Origin of the sequence: Microvirga sesbaniae (genome assembly GCF_025460805.1) — a bacterium.
In the GTDB taxonomy this organism is placed as follows: domain Bacteria; phylum Pseudomonadota; class Alphaproteobacteria; order Rhizobiales; family Beijerinckiaceae; genus Microvirga; species Microvirga sesbaniae.
Genome location: NZ_JAMXFJ010000006.1, coordinates 224,238 through 243,324 on the forward strand (window position 1 = coordinate 224,238; position 19,087 = coordinate 243,324).

Here is a 19,087-nt window from a genome sequence, read left to right on the forward strand (position 1 = left end):
GCCCCCCCCCCCCCCATCGGGAGGGCCGGCACACGGCCGGCCATGACGTGTGGAGAGATCGTGGAAGGCGTGGCGCCACTGCCATGGTCGCCCGCCACGTCATCACCCGCTCACACCACCCTCCACGTCATCACCGGGCTTGTCCCGGTGATCTCGATTTCTGGAGGCACGGCGCTTCTCCGTATCGGGATGGCCGGCACAAGGCCGGCCATGACGTGTGGAGGGTGGCAGCGCCGGCCCTTACCACCTTCTCCACGTCATCACCGGGCTTGTCCCGGTGATCCCGCTTCCGAGAGGCGCCGCGCCTCACCGCATCGGGATGGCCGGCGAGAGCAGGGTGATGACCGGCCGGCCATGACGGGAGAGCGTTTCCATCCTCTCCGGGAGGAGCGCGGCCCTTCAGGTCACGAGCGTGGCCCGCTTTCGTCCGCATGATGCGCTAGATTTCGACCAGCGCCTTGATGACCCCGGCCTCGGGCGCCGACCATAGGGGAATGAGGCCCGGCGCATCGTCGAGGCCGCCGCGGTGGCTCGCCAGCGCGGCCGTCGGCACGCCGTCGCCGAGCATGACGTCGAGCACGGTCTCGAAATCTTCCCGCGTGGCATTGCGGCTCCCGAGCAGCGACGTCTCGCGCTTGTGGAATTCCGGGTCGTTGAAGGCGATGTCGGCGCGCACGATCGACAGGAGCACGTAGGTGCCCCCGTGGCCGACATAGGAGAAGCCCTTCATCATCGCCTTCGGGCTGCCGGTCGCGTCGATGACGACGTCGAAGAAATCGCCGTCCGTGATCGCCTTGAGGCGGTCGTCCACGTCGGGAGACACCTCCACCACGTGGTCGACCCCGATCTCGTCCTGGCAGAAGGCGAGCCGCCGGGCGTTCATGTCGAGCACGGAAATCTCGGCCCCGCGGGCCTTGGCGAAGATCGACGCCGCGATGCCGATCGGCCCGGCTCCCACCACGGCGACGCGGCTTCCCGGACCCGCTCCCGAGCGCCGCACCCCGTGGGCGCCGATCGCCAGGAATTCGACCATGGCGGCCTCGTCCAGGCCCAGGCCCGCGACCGGCACCACGTTGCGCTCCGGCACGGCGATGTACTCGCAGGCGCCGCCGTCGCGATGCACGCCCAGCACCTGCAGACGCTGGCAGCAATTGGTCTTGCCCTGCCGGCACGCGCGGCAGGCTCCGCAATACAGGTAAGGCTCGATGCACACGATGTCGCCGGTCTTGAACGCGCTGCCCGACGGCGCCTCGGCGATCTCGCCGGCGAGCTCGTGGCCGATCACCCGCGGGTATTCGAGGTAGGGCTGGTTGCCTTGAAAGATGTGATAGTCGGTCCCGCAGATTCCGACCCGCCGGATGCGCACCAGCACTTCGCCCGGGCCCGCGCTCGGAACGTCCCGCTGGATCACGCTCAGGCGTCCGGGCTCGTCGCAGCGTAGGGCTCTCATCGGCGTCTCTCCCAGCGGGTCTCGTGTTCGTTGTCCGTGAGCTTATGGCGAGAGCGGCAAAGCGCAATGCCCATATTCACCTGGACGCATCTTGCCGCTACAGACGGGCGGCGATTCACACGAGACGGCCCTGCGCATGTCGACCTGGCGAGACGAGAAGAACCAGAAGGCGAGAGCGCGGCTCGAGAAGCGCCTCTCGGCGCTCTTTCCCGCCTGCGTCCTGTCGCACGCGCTGCGGCAGCCGCTGATTCCGCCGACCCAGCGCCGGGCGGTGGAATCCTACTGGCGCCACCGGCCGCTCCTGGCCGACCGGCTCGCCCGGGCGCTCGCGGCCCGGAGCGGACAGCCGGCCGGATGGCAATGGCGTCTCGGCTCCGACCGGGAGACCGGCCTGCCGGCATCCTTCCGCGCCCCGCCGGCCCCGTATCGGGAGACGGCCTTCGCCCGGGGACCGGGGCATTGCTGCGTGTGCGGGCAGCCGGTCTACCGGCTGGGCTGGCATCGCGATCTCTGGGACGACCGCAAGCCGAACCGGAACGCCACTTGGCACGCCGCCTGCGTGGTCGCCTGGCAGTTCTGGACGTCGCCGCCCGACCACCTCCGCAGCCTCAAGCTGCGCCAGCAGCGGCGCTGCGCGACGAGCGGGCGCCGGCTGCTCAGGACCGCCGAGGTCGACCACCGGGTTCCGCTCTTCGCCGTCTGGTCCGAGCATCGCCAGACGCCCTGGCCGGCCCTGCTCGCCTTCTGGGGCGCGCCCAACCTCCAGGTGATCAACCGGACGGCCCATGTGGAGAAGAACGCCGAGGAGGCCGCCGGCCGGGCCAGGCGGCGGATGTCCATGGCTGAACTCGCCTTGCAAGAAGAGTTCGACGTGCCCCTTGCGGATCGCGATCCGATCCCCATATGAGACTGACCCAGCGGACATTGTTGTGGACTTCGACCGGGCGGGCGTCACCGCCAGCGTCGATGGGCCCGTGCCAGGACGGATGTACTCCGGCACGTGCTGTTCCTGCGCTTGCCTGACGATGCAGGCGCCCGTCTGGACCCGATCAGCCCAGGCCCGTAGTGCGCGAGGCGGAGATGCGAAGGCATCCTGTCCGTTCGCCCCGGAGCCTGGGCTTTTTCATGCCGGCGTCGACAGGCGGGCCAGGCGCATGCGCTCCATGATGTGACGGCCGGACCCGCCCACGTGTCGGGCGATCACCTGGGCGGCCCCCTCGGCATCCTGCGCCTTGATGCAGGCGATCAGCTCGCGGTGCTCGTCGAGCACGTTCGACTGCCGGCTGAGCGACGTGGGAAAGCGCCGGCTGATCGCCCAGAGGATCTGCCGGTGGCGCACCCACAGGTCGACCGCATGGCGGTTGTAGTGCCGGTCGTACATGAGCCGGTGGAACTGCAGGTCGAGATTGGAATGCTTCATCTCGTCGCCGAAGTTCAGCGCCTCGATCTCCGACTGGATGCGCTCCAGCTCCTCGATCTCGGCCTTGGTGACGATCCCGACGAACCAGCGGGTCAGGGCCGGCTCGATGAGAACCTCGATCTCGCAGATGTCCCGCACGAAATCCTCGTCGATGGGCCGCACCCGCGCGCCGCGATTCGGCGTCATGATGACGAAGCCTTCCCCACGCAGCTGCTGCAGGGCCTCGCGCACCGGATTGGTCGATGTGCCCATGCGGGTCGCCAGCTCGGACACCTTGAGGCGCTCGTTCGGCTTGACCCGCCCGTGGATGATGTCGTCCCGCAGGCGGTCGTAGACCGAGGACCCGGTGTCCTCGTCGTCCCGCTCGGAAGGGGCTTGTCGGATGCTGGCGATCGTTCTCATGGCGGTGTTTCTTTATTCGCATTCCCCGGCTCTGCCAAGGACGAAACATCATAAACGATACATTCGCATTGACAAATAATGTACGATTTGAAAGCCTCGCGATACGGCCGCTCCAGGGCGGCCGTTCGGGAGGAAACCGGCGGAAAGCCGGCCAAGAGGAGAAAACGCGATGGGCTATCCGCACAAGCTGCCCGGCCTCGTCATGTCGACGGGCCTGCTGGGCGCCATGCTTCTGGGCGCGCTGTCCCCGGCCGGGGCGGCGGATTACAAGCAGGCGCCGATGCTCGACGAGCAGGTCAAGGCCGGAAAGCTTCCGGCGGTCTCCGAGCGCCTTCCGGAACACCCCTATGTGGAGACCATGGTCGACGGCGTCGGCAAGTACGGCGGCACCCTGCGCACCACGATCCTCGCCAACGGCGACCAGTACAACCTGACCCGCACCATCGCCAACGAGCTCCTCGTGCGCTGGGATCCGCAGTGGAAGAAGGTCATGCCGTCGCTCGCCGAGGAGTTCAAGGCGTCCGAGGATGCGACCACCTACACGTTCAAGCTCCGCAAGGGCCTGAGGTGGAGCGACGGTCAGCCGTTCACCGTCGACGACATCATGTTCTGGTACGAAGACGTGTTCATGAACAACGCGCTGTCGCCCGCCAAGAACCCGACCTTCACGGTGGCCGGCAAGCCCGTGAAGGTGACCAAGATCGACGACCTGACCGTGGAGTTCAAGTTCGAGACGCCCTACGGGCTCTTCCTGCAGCAGCTCGCCTACGGCCAGGGCCACCTTCCGGTCATCTATCCCAAGCACTACCTCAGCCAGTTCCACGAGAAGTACAACAAGGAAGGCATCCCGGCGCTGCTGAAGGCCAACCCGGCGGCCGGCGACTGGGTGGCGCTGTTCAACTCCAAGGTCTCCCTGACCTTCCAGCCGCCCTATTGGCAGAACCTCGCGCTCCCCACCCTCAATCCCTGGGTGCTGACGGTTCCCTATGCGGACAGCGAGCGCGTGGTCGCGACCCGCAACCCCTATTACTGGAAGGTCGACACGGCCGGAAACCAGCTCCCCTACATCGACGGCATCACCTGGGCCAAGCTCGACGACCCGCAGCTCATGGCGCTCAAGATGACCTCGGGCGAGTTCGACTTCGCGTTCCGGCACATCAACAACTCCACCTTCAAGTCGGTGCTCTTCGACGGCCAGAAGACCGGCAACTATCACTTCGTGGACGTGAAGGACCTGCCGGCGAACGACGCGGTCATCCTGCTCAACCTGAACTCGACCGACCCGGTCAAGCGCAAGATCTTCCAGAACAAGGATTTCCGCATCGCGCTCAGCCATGCCATCAACCGGCAGGAGATCATCGACCTCGTCTATGTGGGGCAGGGCGCTCCGGCCCAGGTGGCGGTGCAGCCCGAGCACGAACTCTTCAACGAGCGCCAGGCCAACCAGTACACCGAGTACGACCCCAAGCGCGCGGCCGAGATCCTCGACAGGATCATGCCGAAGAAGGACCCCGAAGGCTTCCGCCTCGACGAGACGGGCAAGCGCTTCACCATCAACTTCATGGTCGCGGACGTGTTCGGCCTGTCCTATCCGGACGTGATGCAGATGGTGCAGCAATACGCCAAGGACGTGGGCGTGGACATCCAGCTGCGCACCACCGACCGCGCCCGCCTCAACACCATGTGGTCGGCCAACGAGCAGGACGCCTATATCTGGAACTGCGTCGGCGGCCTCTCGGAGGTCTACACGGACCCGCGCTGCTACATGCCGTTCCAGAAGGCCGACATCTTCTTCGCCATGAAGTGGAGCGAGTGGTACTCGAACCACGCCACCGGCGAGGAGCCCCCGGAGGGGATCAAGACCCTGATGGCCGCCTATGACAAGGTCAACGCCGCCGTCACGGACGACGACCGCCGCCAGAAGATGAAGGACTTTCTGAACCTGTCGGCCGACAACTTCCTCAATATCGGCATCTCCCGTCCCATGCCGAAATACATGATGACGTCGAACAACCTGAAGAACGTCGTCAACGGCATCCCGATCACCGGCAACCTCTGGCATCCGGCCCCGACGCTGACCCAGTGGTACTTCGACAAGCCAGCCAAATAAGGCGCCGTCCGGTTCCGGCGGCAGCGAACCTGCCGCCGGAGCCCTCTTCGATCCCATCGAGCGGTCAGGTTCATGCTTCGCTACATAGCCAAGCGGATGGTGTTCGCGATTCCGACACTGTTCGCCGTCTCCATCGTGGCCTTCATCATCATCCAGCTTCCGCCGGGCGACTATCTCACGACCCTGATGGCCGACTGGGCGAGCCAGGGCGGCGCCGTCGAGGCCGGCACGGTGGCGGCTATGCGCGAGCGCTACGGCCTCGACCAGCCGATCTACGTCCAGTACTTCAAGTGGATCGCCGGGATCTTGACGAGAGGCGATTTCGGCATCTCGTTCGAGCTTGGCAAGCCCGTGACGGAACTGATCTGGAACCGCCTGGGCTTCTCGCTGCTGCTCTCGCTGCTGACCCTGTGCTTCGTCTGGGCGATCGCCATCCCGATCGGGATCCTGTCGGCGGTGCGCCAGTACTCGATCTCCGACTACGCGGCCACCTTCCTGGCCTTCTTCTTCCTGGCCGTGCCCGACTTCCTGATGGCGCTCTCGGCCATGTACGTCATGTCGGCCTGGTTCGGGCAGAGCGTGGGAGGGCTGTTCTCGCCCGACTACGTGGACGCGCCCTGGAGCCTCGGCAAGCTGGCCGATTTCGCCCAGCACGTCTGGCTGCCCGTGGTGGTGATCGGCCTCGGGTCCCTCGCGGCGCTCGTGCGCATCATGCGGGCCAACCTGCTCGACGAGCTCTCCAAGCCCTATGTCACCACGGCCCGGGCCAAGGGCATGTCGGAGCTGGAGCTCCTGCTGCGCTATCCCGTTCGTCTCGCCCTCAACCCCCTGATCTCGACCCTGGGCTGGATCCTGCCGGCGGTCATCTCGGGCGAGATCATCGTGTCGGTGGTCATGAGCCTGCCGACCACGGGACCGCTGCTGCTCCGGGCGCTGCTCGCCCAGGACATGTACCTCGCCGGCTCGCTGATCCTGCTGATCTCGGTGCTCACCATCATCGGCACGCTGATCTCGGACATCCTGCTCGCCATCACAGACCCGCGGATCCGGCTCCAATGACCGACATCACCAGCCTGCCGCCCGAAACCACCACGTCGCTCGACCTGCATGGCCGGGACATGGCCGTCGCCGGCCAGTGGCGCCTGTTCTGGCTCAAGTTCAAGAAGCACAAGATCGCGCTTCTGAGCCTCGTGGTGATCCTGTTCATGTATCTCGTCGCGGCCTTCGCGGACTTCATCGCGCCCCTCGATCCCAACGCCACGAACGCGCGCTTCACCTATGCGCCGCCGCAGAGCCTCTCGCTGTTCCGGGACGGGTCGTTCGAGCCGCACGTGAACCAGCTCAAGATGACGCTCAACACCGAGTCGATGCGTCGCGAGTTCACGCCCGATCCGGCGAAGCCGCTGTCGGTCTCGTTCTTCGTGCCGGCTCAGCAGCCCTATGATCTGCTCGGCGTCATCCCGATGCGGACCAAGCTCTTCGGCCTCACGAACCCGAAGCCGGGCGACAGCCTGTACGTCTTCGGCGCCGACCGGCTGGGCCGGGACATCTTCTCGCGGGTCGTCCATGGAGCCAAGATCTCGCTCTCCATCGGGCTCGTGGGCGTCTTCATCAGCCTGATCCTCGGGGTGACCATCGGGGGCATCTCGGGCTTCTTCGGCGGCTGGGTCGACCTGGCGATCCAGCGCCTCATCGAGCTCCTGCGCTCGATCCCGACCATCCCGCTCTGGATGGGCTTCGCGGCCGCGATCCCGGTGGGCTGGCCGCCGCTGCGGACCTATTTCGTCATCACGCTGATCGTCTCGCTGATCGGCTGGACGAGCCTGGCCCGCGAGGTGCGCGGCAAGTTCCTGTCGCTCAGGAACGAGGATTTCGTGATCGCCGCCCGGCTCGACGGCATGAGCGAGATCGGCATCATCTTCCACCATCTGGTCCCGTCCTTCATCAGCCACATCATCGCCACCCTGACGCTCGCGATCCCGTCGATGATCCTGGCCGAGACCGCGCTCTCGTTCCTGGGCATCGGCCTGCAGCCGCCGATCATCTCCTGGGGCGTCCTGCTGCAGGAGGCGCAGAACATCCGCGCGGTCGCACAGGCGCCGTGGCTGCTCTTCACGCCGGCCGCCGCCATCGTGATCTCGGTCCTTGCCCTCAACTTCCTCGGCGACGGCCTCCGCGATGCGGCCGATCCCTACGAGTCGGTATCATGAGCACGATCACGGATACGATCCTGCAGGTCAGGGATCTCAAGACGGTTTTCCCGACCCGCACCGGTCTCTTCAGGGCGGTCGACGGCGTGTCGTTCGACCTGAAGCGCGGCCAGACCCTCTGCGTGGTCGGCGAATCCGGCTCGGGCAAGTCGGTGACGGCGCGGTCGATCCTGCAGATCGTCGACCGGCCCGGCCGCATCGAGAGCGGCTCGATCCTGCTCAGCCGGCCCGACGGCTCGACGACCGATCTGGCCAGGCTCGATCCGCGGGGCCGGGAGATCCGAAGCGTGCGCGGCAAGGAGATCGCCATGATCTTCCAGGAGCCGATGAGCTCGCTCTCGCCGGTTCACCGCATCGGCACGCAGATCGGCGAGGCCCTGCGCATCCATTTCGGCACGCCGAGGCACGAGCAGCGCGAGCGCGTCCTCGAGCTCCTGCGGCAGGTGGAGATCCCGCGTCCGGAATCCGCCATCGACCGCTACACCTTCGAGTTTTCGGGCGGCATGCGCCAGCGCGTCATGATCGCCATGGCGCTTGCCTGCAACCCGTCGGTGCTCATCGCCGACGAGCCGACTACGGCGCTCGACGTCACCACGCAGGCGGAGATCCTCGACCTCGTCAAGAAGCTGCAGAAGAGCCACGGCATGGCCGTGCTGTTCATCACCCACGACATGGGCGTGGTGGCCGAGATCGCCGACGAGGTCCTGGTCATGTATCGCGGCAAGGTGATGGAGCGCGGACCGGTCGAGCAGATCTTCCACGCCCCGCAGGACGCCTATACGCGCCGGCTGATCGGCTCGGTCGTCAAGCTGGAGAAGAAGGCCGATATCCGGCTGACGCGCGCGCCGATCCCGGCCGGAACCCCGCCGCTCCTCGAGGTGCGCAACCTCTCGCTCACCTTCCCGTCGGGCGTCAAGGCGGTCGACGACGTGTCGCTGAGCGTCCGTCCCGGCGAGACTCTCGGCATCGTGGGCGAGTCCGGCTCCGGCAAGACCACGATGGGCCGCTGCCTGCTGCGCATCTACGACCCGCAGGAAGGCGCCATCGACTACCGCCGCCCCGATGGCCGGACGGTCGACATCCGCACGGCCGACAAGGCGGACCTGGAGAAGGTCCGCCGCGAGGTCCGGATGATCTTCCAGGATCCCGTGGGATCGCTGAGCCCGCGCAAGACCGTCGGCCAGATCATCGCCGAGCCGCTCAGGATCGCCGGCGTGAAGGGCAGGGCGCTCGACGAACGCGTCGCCGACCTCATGCGGCAGGTCGGGCTGGAGCCCGCCTGGCGCGAGCGCTATCCGCACGCCTTCTCCGGCGGCCAGCGCCAGCGCATCGGCATCGCCCGGGCCATCGCCCTGAAGCCCCGCCTCATCGTGGCCGACGAGGCGACCTCGGCGCTCGACGTGTCGCTGCGCTCGCAGATGCTCGATCTCATGATGAAGCTGCAGGACGAGCTCGGCCTCTCCTATGTGTTCATCTCCCACGACATGTCGGTGATCCGCTACATGTGCGACCGCGTCGCGGTCATGTATCGCGGCAGGATCGTCGAGCTGGGCGAGACCGACCAAGTCGTCAACGACCCGCAGCACGGCTACACGCGGGCGCTGCTCTCGGCCATTCCCCATCCCGATCCCAGCCATCGGCGCATGCACAACCGCTTCCGGTACGAACCCGGCCGCACGCTTTCAGCCAACGGATAAATCGATGAAAATCACCGACGTCAAAATCATCGTCTGCTCGCCGGGGCGCAACTTCGTCACGGTCAAGATCGTCACCGACGAGGGACTGACCGGGGTCGGCGACGCGACGCTGAACGGCCGGGAGCTCGCGGTCGCCTCCTACCTCAAGGACCATCTCGCGCCGCTCCTGATCGGCCGCGACCCGAGCCGCATCGAGGACATCTGGCAGTATTTCTACCGGGGCGCCTACTGGCGCCGCGGCCCGGTCACCATGGCGGCGATCGCCGGCATCGACACGGCCCTGTGGGACATCAAGGCCAAGGCGGCCGGCATGCCGCTCTATCAGCTCCTCGGCGGCGCGAGCCGCGAGAAGGTGCTGTGCTACACCCACGCCCAGGGCCGCGACATCGCCGAGGCGGTCGAGGCGGTCGGGCGGCGCAGGGAGCAGGGCTACAGGGCGATCCGCGTCCAGGTCGGCATCCCCGGGCTCCCGGACGTCTACGGCACGGGGGCGAAATCGGTCACCAACAACGCCCTTGACGACGCGGTCCCGCACGAGGAGACCTGGTCCACGTCGAAATACCTGCGCTACGTGCCCGAGCTGTTCAAGGCGGTGCGCGAGGCCCATGGCCCGGACATCGAGCTCCTGCACGACACCCATCACCGCCTGACGCCCATCGAGGCGGCCCGGCTCGGCAAGGACCTGGAGTTCGCCCGCCTGTTCTGGCTCGAGGACGCGGTGGCGGCCGAGCACCAGGAAGGCTTCCGGCTGATCCGCAAGCACACCACGACGCCGCTCGCGGTCGGCGAGGTGTTCAACACCATCTGGGATGCGCGGCTCCTCATGGAGGAGCAGCTCATCGACTACATCCGCATGACCACCGTGCATGCGGGCGGCGTCACGGCGCTGCGCCGGATCATGGATTTCGCGAGCGTCTACAACGTGCGCACCGCCTGCCACGGCGCCATGGACATGTCGCCGATCTGCCTCGGGGCCAACCTGCATCTCGACCTGTGGGTGCCCAATTTCGGCATCCAGGAATATTCCGGCTACCTGCCGGAAATCCTCGATGTCTTCCCGGGCGCCTGGAGCCTGTCCGACGGCTACCTGCACCCGGGCGAGGCGGTCGGCCACGGCGTCGACATCGACGAGAGGCTGGCGGAGAAGTACCCATACAAGCGCGCCTATCTGCCGGTGAACCGCCTCGAAGACGGCACCCTGTGGCATTGGTAATCCGAGGACACGATGAAGATCACCGCGATCAAGAGCTATGCCGTCAAGGTCGGCATCCGCAACCAGCTTCTGGTGAAGGTCGAGACCGACGAGGACATTTTCGGCTGGGGCGAGAGCGGCCTGTCCGGCCGCGAGAAGGCCGTCGTCGGCGCGCTCGAGCACTACGCCGAGTTCCTGCGCGGCCGCGATCCGTTCAGGATCGGCGGCCTTTGGCAGGAAATGTACCGCAGCCAGTATTTCGAGGGCGGGCGCGTGCTGCAGGCGGCGATCTCGGCCATCGACATCGCGCTCCACGACATCAAGGGCAAGGCCCTCGGCGTGCCGGTCTACGAGCTGCTCGGCGGCAAGCAGCGCGACCGGATCCCGACCTTCGCCACGACCTTCGCGGAGCCCGGTCCCGCGATGATCGAGCAGGCCCGGATGCTGGTCGAGCACGGCTGGACGGCCATGCGGCTCTCGCCGGCCGGTCACGAGAACAAGGACATCTACGAGCCGCGCGAGCACATCGCCACCACGGCGAAGTGGTGCGTGAAGGCCCGCGAGGCGCTCGGCGACGACGTCGTGCTCGGCATCGACTACCACCACCGCCTCAGCGTCGCGGAGGCGGCGAGCTTCTGCCAGAAGATGCCGTCCGGCACCCTCGACTTCCTCGAGGAGCCGATCCGCGACGAGTCGCCGGGCTCCTACGAGGCGCTGCGGCGGCTCACCGACATCCCCTTCGCCATCGGCGAGGAATTCGCCTCGAAATGGCAGTTCCAGCCCTATATCGAGCGCGACATCCATCAGTTCAACCGCCTCGACGTGTGCAATGTCGGCGGCCTGACCGAGTCGATGAAGGTGGCCGCCTGGAGCGAGACGCATTACGTCGACATGATGCCGCACAACCCGCTCGGCCCCGTCTGCACGGCCGCGACCATCCATTTCTCGGCCGCGGTGCCGAACTTCTCCTGGCTCGAAACCCGCGCGAGCCCGGCGGAGACGCATCTCGGCTTCGACAACGCGGAGTTCTTCCCGGTCCAGCCCCGGCTCGCAGGCGCGCATTACGTCGTGCCCGATGCGCCCGGTCTCGGGATCGAGGTGAACGAGGAGCTGATTGCCCGTCAGAGCTTCGCGTTCTGGGAGGCGCCGCATCTGCGCAGACGGGACGGCTCGGTGACCAACTGGTGACAGCCGGGCGCCGGGGCGCGATACTCACGCTCGATCATCCAGGAGATTCCGCACGATCATGACGTCCCCGAACCCGGTCCGCTCCGTCCTCATCACGGGCGCAGGCGGCAATCTCGGTCAAAAGCTGATCGCCCATCTCCTGGCGCAGGACTGGTGCGAGCGGATCGTCGCCCTCGACCGCTCGGCGCCCGCATCGCCCGCGCCCGGCGACCGGGTCCAATGGGTCGCCGGGAACCTCGCCGATCCCGCCGACGCGTCATGGCGCGAGGCCCTGGGCGGGGTCGACGCCGCGGTTCATTTCGCGGCTCAGAACCCGTACCCGGATGCGCCCTGGAGCGATGCCTGCGCGTCCTTCGACATGACCCTGGCCCTGCTCGGCGCAGCCGGACGGACGGGACTGCGGCGGATCGTGTTCGCCTCGTCGAACCACGTGATGGGGCAGTACAAGGATGCGCCTCTCGCCGATACGCTGACGCCGGGCGGCCTGACGACATCCCTCGAGCCGGGGCCCGGAACGCGCTGGTTCAACGGCCGCGAGATGCTCCAGGGCACCGCCTATGCGGCGTCCAAGCTCATGGGCGAGCGCGCCTGCCTGGCGGAGGCGCACCGCTCGAACGGCACGCTGACGGCGGTCTGCGTGCGGATCGGCTGGTGCCAGCCGGGGGAGAACCGGCCGGAGACGATCAACACGTCGGGCCTGCCCGGCGAGGAGCCGAATGTCGGCCCGGACATGGAGCGCGACCTGCGCTGGTTCCGCAACATGTGGCTCTCGAACCGGGACTTCACGGCCGTCATGGAGCGGGCGCTGCGCGCCGATGCCGGATCCTGGGGGCAGCCCGGCATCGTGGTCAACGGCATGTCGGCGAACCGCGGCATGCCGTGGGACATCGAGACCACCCGCCGGATGATCGGCTACGAGCCGCAGGACGACATCTGGGATCACGTCGGGTGAGGCTCGGAGCCGGGAAGCAGGGGTTTGTCAGCCTTCGGCGCATAATCCTCCCAGGTCATGGCCGGGCCTGTCCCGGCCATCCCGATCGTCTGGAGCGCCGTGCCTTTCCGATCGGGATCACCGGCACGAGGCCGGTGATGACGAACGGGTGGTTGTTCAGTCAGGCTTCGAGTCTGCAGAGAGCCGGCTAGAGCCTCGGACCCAAAAAGTGGACACCACTTTTGGGATTCATCCGAGGCTCCTTCTCTTGACCGGCGCATCGGACGGACCCAGCGGGTCGCTGACGCGGCCCTCTGGGTCCGTCCGATGCGCTAGGTAATCCTTGCTGTCGAGTGAACGTTCCCAACCCAGAAGAACATGCCAGCCCTTCCGAGGCGGCATTTGTGGCGCGGCCCGGGGCCGAGTTATCCAACACCATGGCCCTTCGTGATTTCTCCTTGATGATCCTGGTCTGCCTGCTGTGGGCGGCCCATACGGTGGTGAGCAAGATCGTCGTGACGGACATGGCGATCCCGCCGCTGTTCTACGCGGCCATCCGCTATGGGATCGTCGCCCTGCTGGCGCTGCCCTGGCTCCTGCCCATGCCACGCCCGACCTGGCGCATCCTCCTGGTCGGGTTTCTGATGGGAGGCGGCGGCTTTGCGCTGTTCTTCCTGGGCATCAGGACGGCAAGCCCGTCGAGCGCCGCCATCGTGTCCCAGCTCGGCCTGCCGATCACGACGCTTCTCTCGGTCATCCTGCTCGGGGAGAAGGTCTACTGGCGGCGGGGCCTGGGCATCGCGCTCACCTTCCTCGGCGGCGTCCTGGTGATGTGGAATCCCGCCGGGGGCTTTCCGATTTCCGGAGGGCTCGCCCTCATTCTGGGATCCGCCGCGGCGGGCTCGCTGGCGGCCGTGCTGATGAAGCAGATGGAGGGCGTGAAGCCGCTCCGGTTCCAGGCCTGGATCGGCCTTGCCTCCGTGCTGCCCCTGACCTTCCTGTCGGCCGGCCTCGAGGCCGATCAGGTCCTCAAGGCCACGAATGCCGGCTGGGGCTTCCTGGCGGCGCTGCTGTTCTCGGCCCTGATCGTGTCCCTCGTGGCCCACACGATCTATTACGGGCTGATCGGCAAGTATCCGGCCAACCTGATCGCGCCCCTGACCATCATGAACCCGCTGATGACGGTCGGCATGGGGATCCTCGTCACGGGCGACCATGTCGACCTGCGCATGGCGCTCGGCACCGGCATCGCGCTCTGCGGCGTCCTCATCATCACCTTGAGGCGCAACCACGTCATGCCCCTGGCGGCCCTCGTCTGGGACCGCCAGCGGTAGAGCATCGTGCGGCCCCGGAGGGCCCCGTCAGCGACCCTCCGGGTACGTCCGATGCGCTCGTGGAAACAGCTCTGGCTTGGTCCCGCTGCTCGGAACACTGTGGGAACGAGTGCTCACGCCCGCACCTCACCCTCACGCCCCCCTCCACGTCATGGCCGGGACGAGCCTGGTGATGACGTGGAGGATTGGTGTGAGCGGTCGATGACACCCTCCCCACGTCATGGCCGGCCTTGTGCCGGCCATCCCGATCCGGTGAGGCGCGGCGCCTCTCGGAAGCGGGATCACCGGCACAAGGCCGGTGATGACGTGGAGGGGGGTGTATGAGCCGGCGAGGAGCCGGGGGCGAGCGCCCCGTCCGCACGATGCGCTGGCGATCAATCGAGCGATGCCTCGACGCCCAGGCCCCGGGCTCTCGCCTCGCGCCAGCAATGGCTCGCGCAGGCGAGGTCCTGGGCGGCGATGCCGAGCGAGCGATAGAGCGTGATGTCGTCGGCCGACGTGCGGCCCGCCGCCTTGCCGGCGAGAACCTCGCCGATCTCGGCCAGGACGTGGTCGCGCCCGATCCGGCCGCTCTCGATGGCCCGGATGACCTCGCCGGCCTGGGCGAAGGTGGAGGCCCGGTAGTCGACGAAGAGCCGCGAGCGCGCCACCATCTCCTCGTCGATCTCGCGCTTCGACGGGATCGAGGCGCCGACCACGTTCAGATGGGCGCCCGGTGCGATCCATTCACCCATCAGGACCGGCTCGGACGACGACGTGACGGTGCAGACGAGGTCGGCGTTCCGGACGGCCGAGCGGACATCGTCGAAGACCTCGATCGCGACGCCCGGGCGGCGTTCCGCGGCATGGGACGCGAAGGCCTCCGCCTTCTCGCGCCGGCGCCCGGCGACCCGAACCCGGCGGATCGAGGGCCGCACGCCGAGCATGGCCTCCAGGTGGTGCTCGGCCTGCTCGCCCGCCCCGATCATCGCGAGCGTGGCGCAATCCGGCCGGGCGAGCGCCCGCGTCGCCACGGCGCTCGCGGCGGCGGTGCGGATCGCCGTCAGGAGGCCGGCATTCATCATGGCGACCGCCGAGCCGTGCTCCGGCTCGAACAGGACGATCGCGCCCTGGTGCGACGAATATCCGGCGTCCGGATTACCGGGGAACAGGCTCACGAGCTTGACGCCGAAACACGCTTCGATCCCGCCATGGCCCGGCAGCAGGGCGCCGGGCATGACCCCCATCTTATTGGGCTCTCCCACGTCCACCACCGACCGCAGCGGCAGGTTGGCGGCCCCGGCCGAGACGGCGATCATCGCCGTCTCGACGATCTCGACGGCCTCGGCCATCGGCAGGAGGGACCGGACGTCCCTGTCGGACAGGACGATCATCGTGCGCGCCTTTCTCCATCGCCCCAGCCCTGGCCCGTCACGGGCAGGCCGAGTTGCTCCTCGAGCAGCGAGACATAGAGGTCCGGCCGCACGACATAGGGAAAATGTCCGCCCCACTCGAAGCGATAGGCGACCGATGGGTTCAGCCGGGCCCGCACGGCGTCGCGCACGGGCGGAGGGATCAGCGGGTCGTCGGCGGTCTCGACCGTCGCGATCCGGTCGCGCGGCAGGTCGAGCGGGGGCAGTTCCGGCCCGCGCTTCAACGCATTCAGCCGCGTGCGCAGCTCCGGCTCGGGGATGCGTCCGCCGACCTCGGCCATCAGAAGGTCGACGAGTTCCGCCTGCTCGGGATGGCTGTCGCGCCAGGCGCCGAGGCCCCGACCGAACCCCGCGCGGACCTCCGCGATCGGCGCATGGTCGAGGTCCGAGGAATAGGGCGGACGGTCCCCGACCCCGGCGACGGAATGAAGCGTGTTGGCGGCGATCAGGCGCTCCGCGAGGCGCGGATGGGCGGCGGCGAAATACTGCGCCACGTAACCGCCGAGGGACGAGCCGAGCACGGTGGCCCGGTCGAGCCCGAGCCGGCCGCACAGCTCCGCGAGATCCTCCGCCCATTCGATCACGCCGCCGCTTTCGGGGTAGGTCACGGCGACGATGCGGACGCGGTCCTTCAGGGCCTCGATGGGCTGCCAGAAGATGTCGCCGCGGCCGAGCGTGCCCGGGATGAGCAGCAGCGCGGGACCCCTGTCGCCGGCCTGCACATATCCCCAATCCCGGCCGCGGATGAGGATCCGGCGTTCAGGGTGGAGCGTCGCGAAGCGGTCGCGGTCCGCGATCAGGCGGTTGGGCATGCGGTCGAGGCCTCCAAGTGCCGCGCAGTGTACACGAAACCGGGCCTTTGCCGTCCCCGATGGCAGAAATGACGTCCCGGGTTCACAGAAAATCCTTCGAGATCCTGCGGCCGGGGATGTCCCGGATCTCGACGTCCGTGCCGGAGACCGACAATCGACGGTTCACTCCGCATTGCCCTTCGGACGGGGCGCGATCCGGGAACAGCTTGCCCATCCGTGAGGATTCCCCGGCACAAAAAAGAACGCCTCGGTCGGGTGCCGAGGCGTTGAGGTGAGGGAGGACCACGCGAGTAGGTTCATTCTAGCGATCCGCTCCCCGGAGGCTGTGAGCCGCTTCACACACGACGTCATGAATGGTTTCGCCGAGCGCCGACCCGCCGCGCAGGACGTTTCTGCGCGCTGTGTGACATTTGTCTCAGAGCGCCCGGTTCCTCCCGGTTAGAATGGATGCCAAGTCAGGAGGTCGGCATGTGGGTCATCTCTCATATCGTATTCGCGTATCTGCATTTCGTTCCCGGCGGAAACGGCGGCTGGACGCAGGGCAGCGACTACCCCCGCTTCTCGGCGGAAGAGCGCCGGGACATCGCGATCCCGTTCGAGGGTTACTGGAGGCGGGTGAGCTGATCGTCCCGCCGTGTTCTCCGTGAGTTGCCATGCGCGTTGCCGGTCGGGAGGAAACAGCCGACATCCTCGATCCGGCCAGGAGCGCGAAGCAGCGCGAGAGCATCGGACGTGAAAACTGGGTCCACTTTTGGGATCGGATCCGATGCTTCACTCTTTGAAGAGCGCATCGTTCGGCGCGGACCCGATGGGCCGCGAGCGTGGTGCGCTTTCGTCCGCGGGATGCGCTCGGCGGTCCTCCGATCGCGTTCATCGGGACAAGCCCGGTGATGACACCCTCCACACGTCAGTGCCGGCCTTGTGCCGGCCATCCCGATTGTTTGAAGCGCGGCGCCTCTCGTATCGAGATCACCGGGACAAGCCCGGTGATGACGTGGCGGGTGACCATTGCAGGGGCGCGGCCCCTCCCACGTCATGGCCGGCCGGTCATCACCCGCCTCTCGCCGGCCATCCCGACTGTCCGATGCTCACATCTTGAAGCGGCGCATCGTCGAGTGCGGACCCGAAGGGCCGCGAGCGGGGCCCGCTTTCGTCCGCACGATGCGCTCGTCGAAGAGCCTGATGGGTCAGGCCCTGCTCATACGGGCCGGGAACCATGATTCCTCAAGCGGTCCGCCTCGGCAGAAGGCCGGCTTTGACGTCGGCCGCCGTCACGACCTTGCGGAACACGGCTTCCCGGAGATAGATCGAGTCGAAGACCGACTTGCAGTCTTTCTTCCGGATGGACACGAATGGTTTCCGATTGCGCTTCATGATGAGCTCCCAGTTCAGGATGGACCATTGGTATCCCGAAACGCCCTGCAGGACTGTGTCCGCCGTCACAATTCCACGGCCGGAAGCCATTTTCTCCATTCGAGCGCACGTGGTTCAAGGTTCGGGCAACCGCACCTCTACGCCCTCATCGAGCCTCTGTGATGCGGGTTACAGATGGGCGGCGGCGTTCACGGCATCATGTCGGCAACTGAACCTCTACAGGCAGGAGTGAGCGCATGGACAGGTGCACACGATACTGGGCCCGCTACATGGACACGATGGCGTTGTCCCGCCGGGCGATGGACCCGTCGCAGCGCCGTGCTCTGATCCGACAGGCCTATATCTGGCTTCAGCGGTATTTCGACGCCGAGGAGCGCGAGCTTGCGCGGCGGTCCATCGTGGCGGCGCAGCGATAGCTCCGCTCGACCCATCGCGAGCCGCGTCATCTCGCACGGGGCAGCATGGTCCGCACGATGGGCTAGCCGCTCCGCCCGACATGCCGGCCGGTCTCCACGGCGCACAAAGAAAAGCGCCCCGATATTGGAACAGGGCGCCCAGTTGACAGGGAGGAAGGCTTTCACCCTAACCGATCTCGCTCCGGCGAACTGTGCGCTGCGTCACATCAGGGTCTGTGTGATGTCTGTCACGGAAGATCGCGCGGGATCGCGCGATGATGATCTCAACTGAAGGAGTTCATCATGACGATCACCATTCTTGACCCCCGATCCGGCCAGCAGGTGACCATTTCGCTTCCCGGCAAGCCGGCGAGCTGTGTGAAAAGACATTGATGCGTGGTGCGGGGGATCGGTCCCGAGGCCGGTTCGCCCGTATCCCGCGGGACGGGACAGATGAACCTCAAACAGCATTATCAGGATAAGGCCGCCAGGGCTGAGCGCCTCGCGGACGATCCGTACCGGAAGGCGCAGCTTCGCGTCGAGCTCCGTTCGCTGGCGCGCAGATGGCGTCACTTCGCGGAGCTGGCGGACTGGCGCGCCCGCCGGTCACGCTATTCCGAGAGCTGAGGTGTCGATCGGACGATGTCCGCTAAAGCCTCGGACGCGGCCCGCGAGGTCCGCACGATGCGCTAGGTGTCTGTGGAGTGGCGGCTCTTCTCAGTGGAGGGCCGCAGGACGGAAGCTTGTCCGACGCCCGCCATGCGCAGGCGCAGGAGGCCGTCGGCACCGGGAGGAGCGCGCGTGCCTCGACTGCCGCGGATCGCTCAATGGAGGGTCGGCATGACGTCCGAGAACGGGATCAGCAGCATCTCGTCGTCGTCCTCGTCGCTGACATAGACGTGCCAGTCGGAGAAGTCGCGTGCGCCATAGGCTTTCTCGACGAGGGCGCGCGCCAGGGAGAGGGCTCGGTCGCGAGCCTCGATCAGGTCGAGAACCTCCGCTCCGTGACGATCGATCAGGATTTCGCCCGGGCCTGCGCAGTGGAAGTACAGATAGAACATGTGAGCCTCCATCTCGATGCCTCCACTCTCCCACAGGCGGGACCCGTCTTCTGTGCTCATGATCACGGTTCCCGGAAAGACCAGGTGGCATGGTCGGCC

Annotated in this window: 18 protein-coding genes; 12 read left to right on the forward strand and 6 right to left on the reverse strand. The window is 67.0% G+C overall.

Annotation, left to right across the window (positions count from 1 at the left end; all coding sequences use genetic code 11):
• Nucleotides 1-439: 439 nt before the first annotated feature.
• The gene (locus tag OCW50_RS11855; protein WP_262297646.1) at nucleotides 440-1,450 is read right to left on the reverse strand and encodes a zinc-binding alcohol dehydrogenase family protein; all 1,011 of its coding nucleotides are present in this window, start codon (nucleotides 1,448-1,450) and stop codon (nucleotides 440-442) included.
• A 136-nt stretch (nucleotides 1,451-1,586) separates the two neighbouring features.
• Here OCW50_RS11855 and OCW50_RS11860 point away from each other — a divergent pair, with 136 nt between their 5' ends.
• A complete protein-coding gene (locus tag OCW50_RS11860; protein ID WP_262297647.1) occupies nucleotides 1,587-2,357 on the forward strand; it encodes a hypothetical protein in 771 nt (256 codons plus the stop codon).
• A 216-nt stretch (nucleotides 2,358-2,573) separates the two neighbouring features.
• Here OCW50_RS11860 and OCW50_RS11865 read toward each other — a convergent pair whose 3' ends face one another.
• Nucleotides 2,574-3,272, reverse strand: a complete 699-nt coding sequence (locus OCW50_RS11865) for a GntR family transcriptional regulator (RefSeq protein ID WP_262297648.1) — start codon at nucleotides 3,270-3,272, stop codon at nucleotides 2,574-2,576.
• Nucleotides 3,273-3,441: 169 nt separating this feature from the next.
• Here OCW50_RS11865 and OCW50_RS11870 point away from each other — a divergent pair, with 169 nt between their 5' ends.
• From OCW50_RS11870 to OCW50_RS11905, 8 genes are all read left to right on the forward strand, one after another.
• Nucleotides 3,442-5,382 carry an ABC transporter substrate-binding protein gene (locus OCW50_RS11870; RefSeq protein ID WP_262297649.1) on the forward strand — a complete coding sequence of 647 codons (1,941 nt, stop codon included), beginning with the start codon at nucleotides 3,442-3,444 and terminating at the stop codon, nucleotides 5,380-5,382.
• Nucleotides 5,383-5,454: 72 nt separating this feature from the next.
• Nucleotides 5,455-6,441, forward strand: coding sequence for an ABC transporter permease (locus tag OCW50_RS11875; RefSeq protein WP_262268229.1), 987 nt, complete (start codon nucleotides 5,455-5,457; stop codon nucleotides 6,439-6,441).
• Nucleotides 6,438-7,592, forward strand: a complete 1,155-nt coding sequence (locus OCW50_RS11880; protein ID WP_262297650.1) for an ABC transporter permease — start codon at nucleotides 6,438-6,440, stop codon at nucleotides 7,590-7,592. The genes OCW50_RS11875 and OCW50_RS11880 overlap by 4 nt, the downstream gene beginning before the upstream one ends.
• Nucleotides 7,589-9,289: an ABC transporter ATP-binding protein gene (locus tag OCW50_RS11885; RefSeq protein WP_262297651.1), complete on the forward strand. Its 1,701-nt coding sequence runs from the start codon at nucleotides 7,589-7,591 to the stop codon at nucleotides 9,287-9,289. Before OCW50_RS11880 ends, OCW50_RS11885 begins: the two co-directional genes overlap by 4 nt.
• Nucleotides 9,290-9,293: 4 nt before the next feature.
• Nucleotides 9,294-10,502 (forward strand): D-mannonate dehydratase ManD, encoded by a 1,209-nt coding sequence (gene manD, locus OCW50_RS11890; RefSeq protein ID WP_262297652.1) that lies wholly within the window; start codon nucleotides 9,294-9,296, stop codon nucleotides 10,500-10,502.
• A gap of 12 nt (nucleotides 10,503-10,514) precedes the next feature.
• Nucleotides 10,515-11,669 carry a mandelate racemase/muconate lactonizing enzyme family protein gene (locus OCW50_RS11895; protein ID WP_262268225.1) on the forward strand — a complete coding sequence of 385 codons (1,155 nt, stop codon included), beginning with the start codon at nucleotides 10,515-10,517 and terminating at the stop codon, nucleotides 11,667-11,669.
• Between the two features lie 58 nt (nucleotides 11,670-11,727).
• Entirely contained in the window at nucleotides 11,728-12,621 is an 894-nt protein-coding gene (locus tag OCW50_RS11900) for an NAD-dependent epimerase/dehydratase family protein (protein ID WP_262297653.1), read from the forward strand.
• Between the two features lie 416 nt (nucleotides 12,622-13,037).
• The gene (locus OCW50_RS11905; protein ID WP_262297654.1) at nucleotides 13,038-13,934 is read left to right on the forward strand and encodes a DMT family transporter; all 897 of its coding nucleotides are present in this window, start codon (nucleotides 13,038-13,040) and stop codon (nucleotides 13,932-13,934) included.
• 374 nt (nucleotides 13,935-14,308) lie between these two features.
• On the opposite strand, the gene OCW50_RS11910 is transcribed toward OCW50_RS11905, so the two are convergent.
• Together OCW50_RS11910 and OCW50_RS11915 are read right to left on the reverse strand one after the other, a co-directional pair.
• Nucleotides 14,309-15,307, reverse strand: a complete 999-nt coding sequence (locus tag OCW50_RS11910; protein ID WP_262297655.1) for an ornithine cyclodeaminase family protein — start codon at nucleotides 15,305-15,307, stop codon at nucleotides 14,309-14,311.
• Nucleotides 15,304-16,158, reverse strand: coding sequence for an alpha/beta fold hydrolase (locus OCW50_RS11915; protein ID WP_262297656.1), 855 nt, complete (start codon nucleotides 16,156-16,158; stop codon nucleotides 15,304-15,306). The genes OCW50_RS11910 and OCW50_RS11915 overlap by 4 nt, the downstream gene beginning before the upstream one ends.
• 468 nt (nucleotides 16,159-16,626) lie before the next feature.
• Between OCW50_RS11915 and OCW50_RS11920 the strand changes: the two genes are divergently transcribed.
• On the forward strand, nucleotides 16,627-16,782 hold the full coding sequence (locus OCW50_RS11920; RefSeq protein ID WP_262272852.1) for a hypothetical protein: 156 nt from the start codon (nucleotides 16,627-16,629) through the stop codon (nucleotides 16,780-16,782).
• A 600-nt stretch (nucleotides 16,783-17,382) separates the two neighbouring features.
• Here OCW50_RS11920 and OCW50_RS11925 read toward each other — a convergent pair.
• The gene (locus OCW50_RS11925; protein ID WP_262272851.1) at nucleotides 17,383-17,532 is read right to left on the reverse strand and encodes a hypothetical protein; all 150 of its coding nucleotides are present in this window, start codon (nucleotides 17,530-17,532) and stop codon (nucleotides 17,383-17,385) included.
• A gap of 236 nt (nucleotides 17,533-17,768) precedes the next feature.
• Between OCW50_RS11925 and OCW50_RS11930 the strand changes: the two genes are divergently transcribed.
• On the forward strand, nucleotides 17,769-17,948 hold the full coding sequence (locus OCW50_RS11930) for a hypothetical protein (protein ID WP_262297657.1): 180 nt from the start codon (nucleotides 17,769-17,771) through the stop codon (nucleotides 17,946-17,948).
• A gap of 432 nt (nucleotides 17,949-18,380) precedes the next feature.
• Nucleotides 18,381-18,554, forward strand: coding sequence for a hypothetical protein (locus tag OCW50_RS11935; protein ID WP_262272849.1), 174 nt, complete (start codon nucleotides 18,381-18,383; stop codon nucleotides 18,552-18,554).
• Nucleotides 18,555-18,751: 197 nt separating this feature from the next.
• Here OCW50_RS11935 and OCW50_RS11940 read toward each other — a convergent pair whose 3' ends face one another.
• Complete coding sequence (locus tag OCW50_RS11940) at nucleotides 18,752-19,048, reverse strand: DUF6894 family protein (protein ID WP_262272848.1); 297 nt, start codon at nucleotides 19,046-19,048, stop codon at nucleotides 18,752-18,754.
• Nucleotides 19,049-19,087 lie beyond the last annotated feature (39 nt).

What these genes read in the sequence shown, in the direction of transcription:
- OCW50_RS11900 (WP_262297653.1), top strand. Translation starts at nt 11,728, where the DNA reads ATGACGTCCCCGAACCCGGTCCGCTCCGTCCTCATCACGGGCGCAGGC.
- OCW50_RS11905 (WP_262297654.1), top strand. Translation starts at nt 13,038, where the DNA reads ATGGCCCTTCGTGATTTCTCCTTGATGATCCTGGTCTGCCTGCTGTGG.
- OCW50_RS11860 (WP_262297647.1), top strand. Translation starts at nt 1,587, where the DNA reads ATGTCGACCTGGCGAGACGAGAAGAACCAGAAGGCGAGAGCGCGGCTC.
- OCW50_RS11875 (WP_262268229.1), top strand. Translation starts at nt 5,455, where the DNA reads ATGCTTCGCTACATAGCCAAGCGGATGGTGTTCGCGATTCCGACACTG.
- OCW50_RS11915 (WP_262297656.1), bottom strand. Translation starts at nt 16,158, where the DNA reads ATGCCCAACCGCCTGATCGCGGACCGCGACCGCTTCGCGACGCTCCAC.
- manD (WP_262297652.1), top strand. Translation starts at nt 9,294, where the DNA reads ATGAAAATCACCGACGTCAAAATCATCGTCTGCTCGCCGGGGCGCAAC.
- OCW50_RS11855 (WP_262297646.1), bottom strand. Translation starts at nt 1,450, where the DNA reads ATGAGAGCCCTACGCTGCGACGAGCCCGGACGCCTGAGCGTGATCCAG.
- OCW50_RS11920 (WP_262272852.1), top strand. Translation starts at nt 16,627, where the DNA reads ATGTGGGTCATCTCTCATATCGTATTCGCGTATCTGCATTTCGTTCCC.
- OCW50_RS11935 (WP_262272849.1), top strand. Translation starts at nt 18,381, where the DNA reads ATGAACCTCAAACAGCATTATCAGGATAAGGCCGCCAGGGCTGAGCGC.
- OCW50_RS11895 (WP_262268225.1), top strand. Translation starts at nt 10,515, where the DNA reads ATGAAGATCACCGCGATCAAGAGCTATGCCGTCAAGGTCGGCATCCGC.
- OCW50_RS11885 (WP_262297651.1), top strand. Translation starts at nt 7,589, where the DNA reads ATGAGCACGATCACGGATACGATCCTGCAGGTCAGGGATCTCAAGACG.
- OCW50_RS11865 (WP_262297648.1), bottom strand. Translation starts at nt 3,272, where the DNA reads ATGAGAACGATCGCCAGCATCCGACAAGCCCCTTCCGAGCGGGACGAC.
- OCW50_RS11930 (WP_262297657.1), top strand. Translation starts at nt 17,769, where the DNA reads ATGGACAGGTGCACACGATACTGGGCCCGCTACATGGACACGATGGCG.
- OCW50_RS11910 (WP_262297655.1), bottom strand. Translation starts at nt 15,307, where the DNA reads ATGATCGTCCTGTCCGACAGGGACGTCCGGTCCCTCCTGCCGATGGCC.
- OCW50_RS11940 (WP_262272848.1), bottom strand. Translation starts at nt 19,048, where the DNA reads ATGAGCACAGAAGACGGGTCCCGCCTGTGGGAGAGTGGAGGCATCGAG.
- OCW50_RS11870 (WP_262297649.1), top strand. Translation starts at nt 3,442, where the DNA reads ATGGGCTATCCGCACAAGCTGCCCGGCCTCGTCATGTCGACGGGCCTG.
- OCW50_RS11925 (WP_262272851.1), bottom strand. Translation starts at nt 17,532, where the DNA reads ATGAAGCGCAATCGGAAACCATTCGTGTCCATCCGGAAGAAAGACTGC.
- OCW50_RS11880 (WP_262297650.1), top strand. Translation starts at nt 6,438, where the DNA reads ATGACCGACATCACCAGCCTGCCGCCCGAAACCACCACGTCGCTCGAC.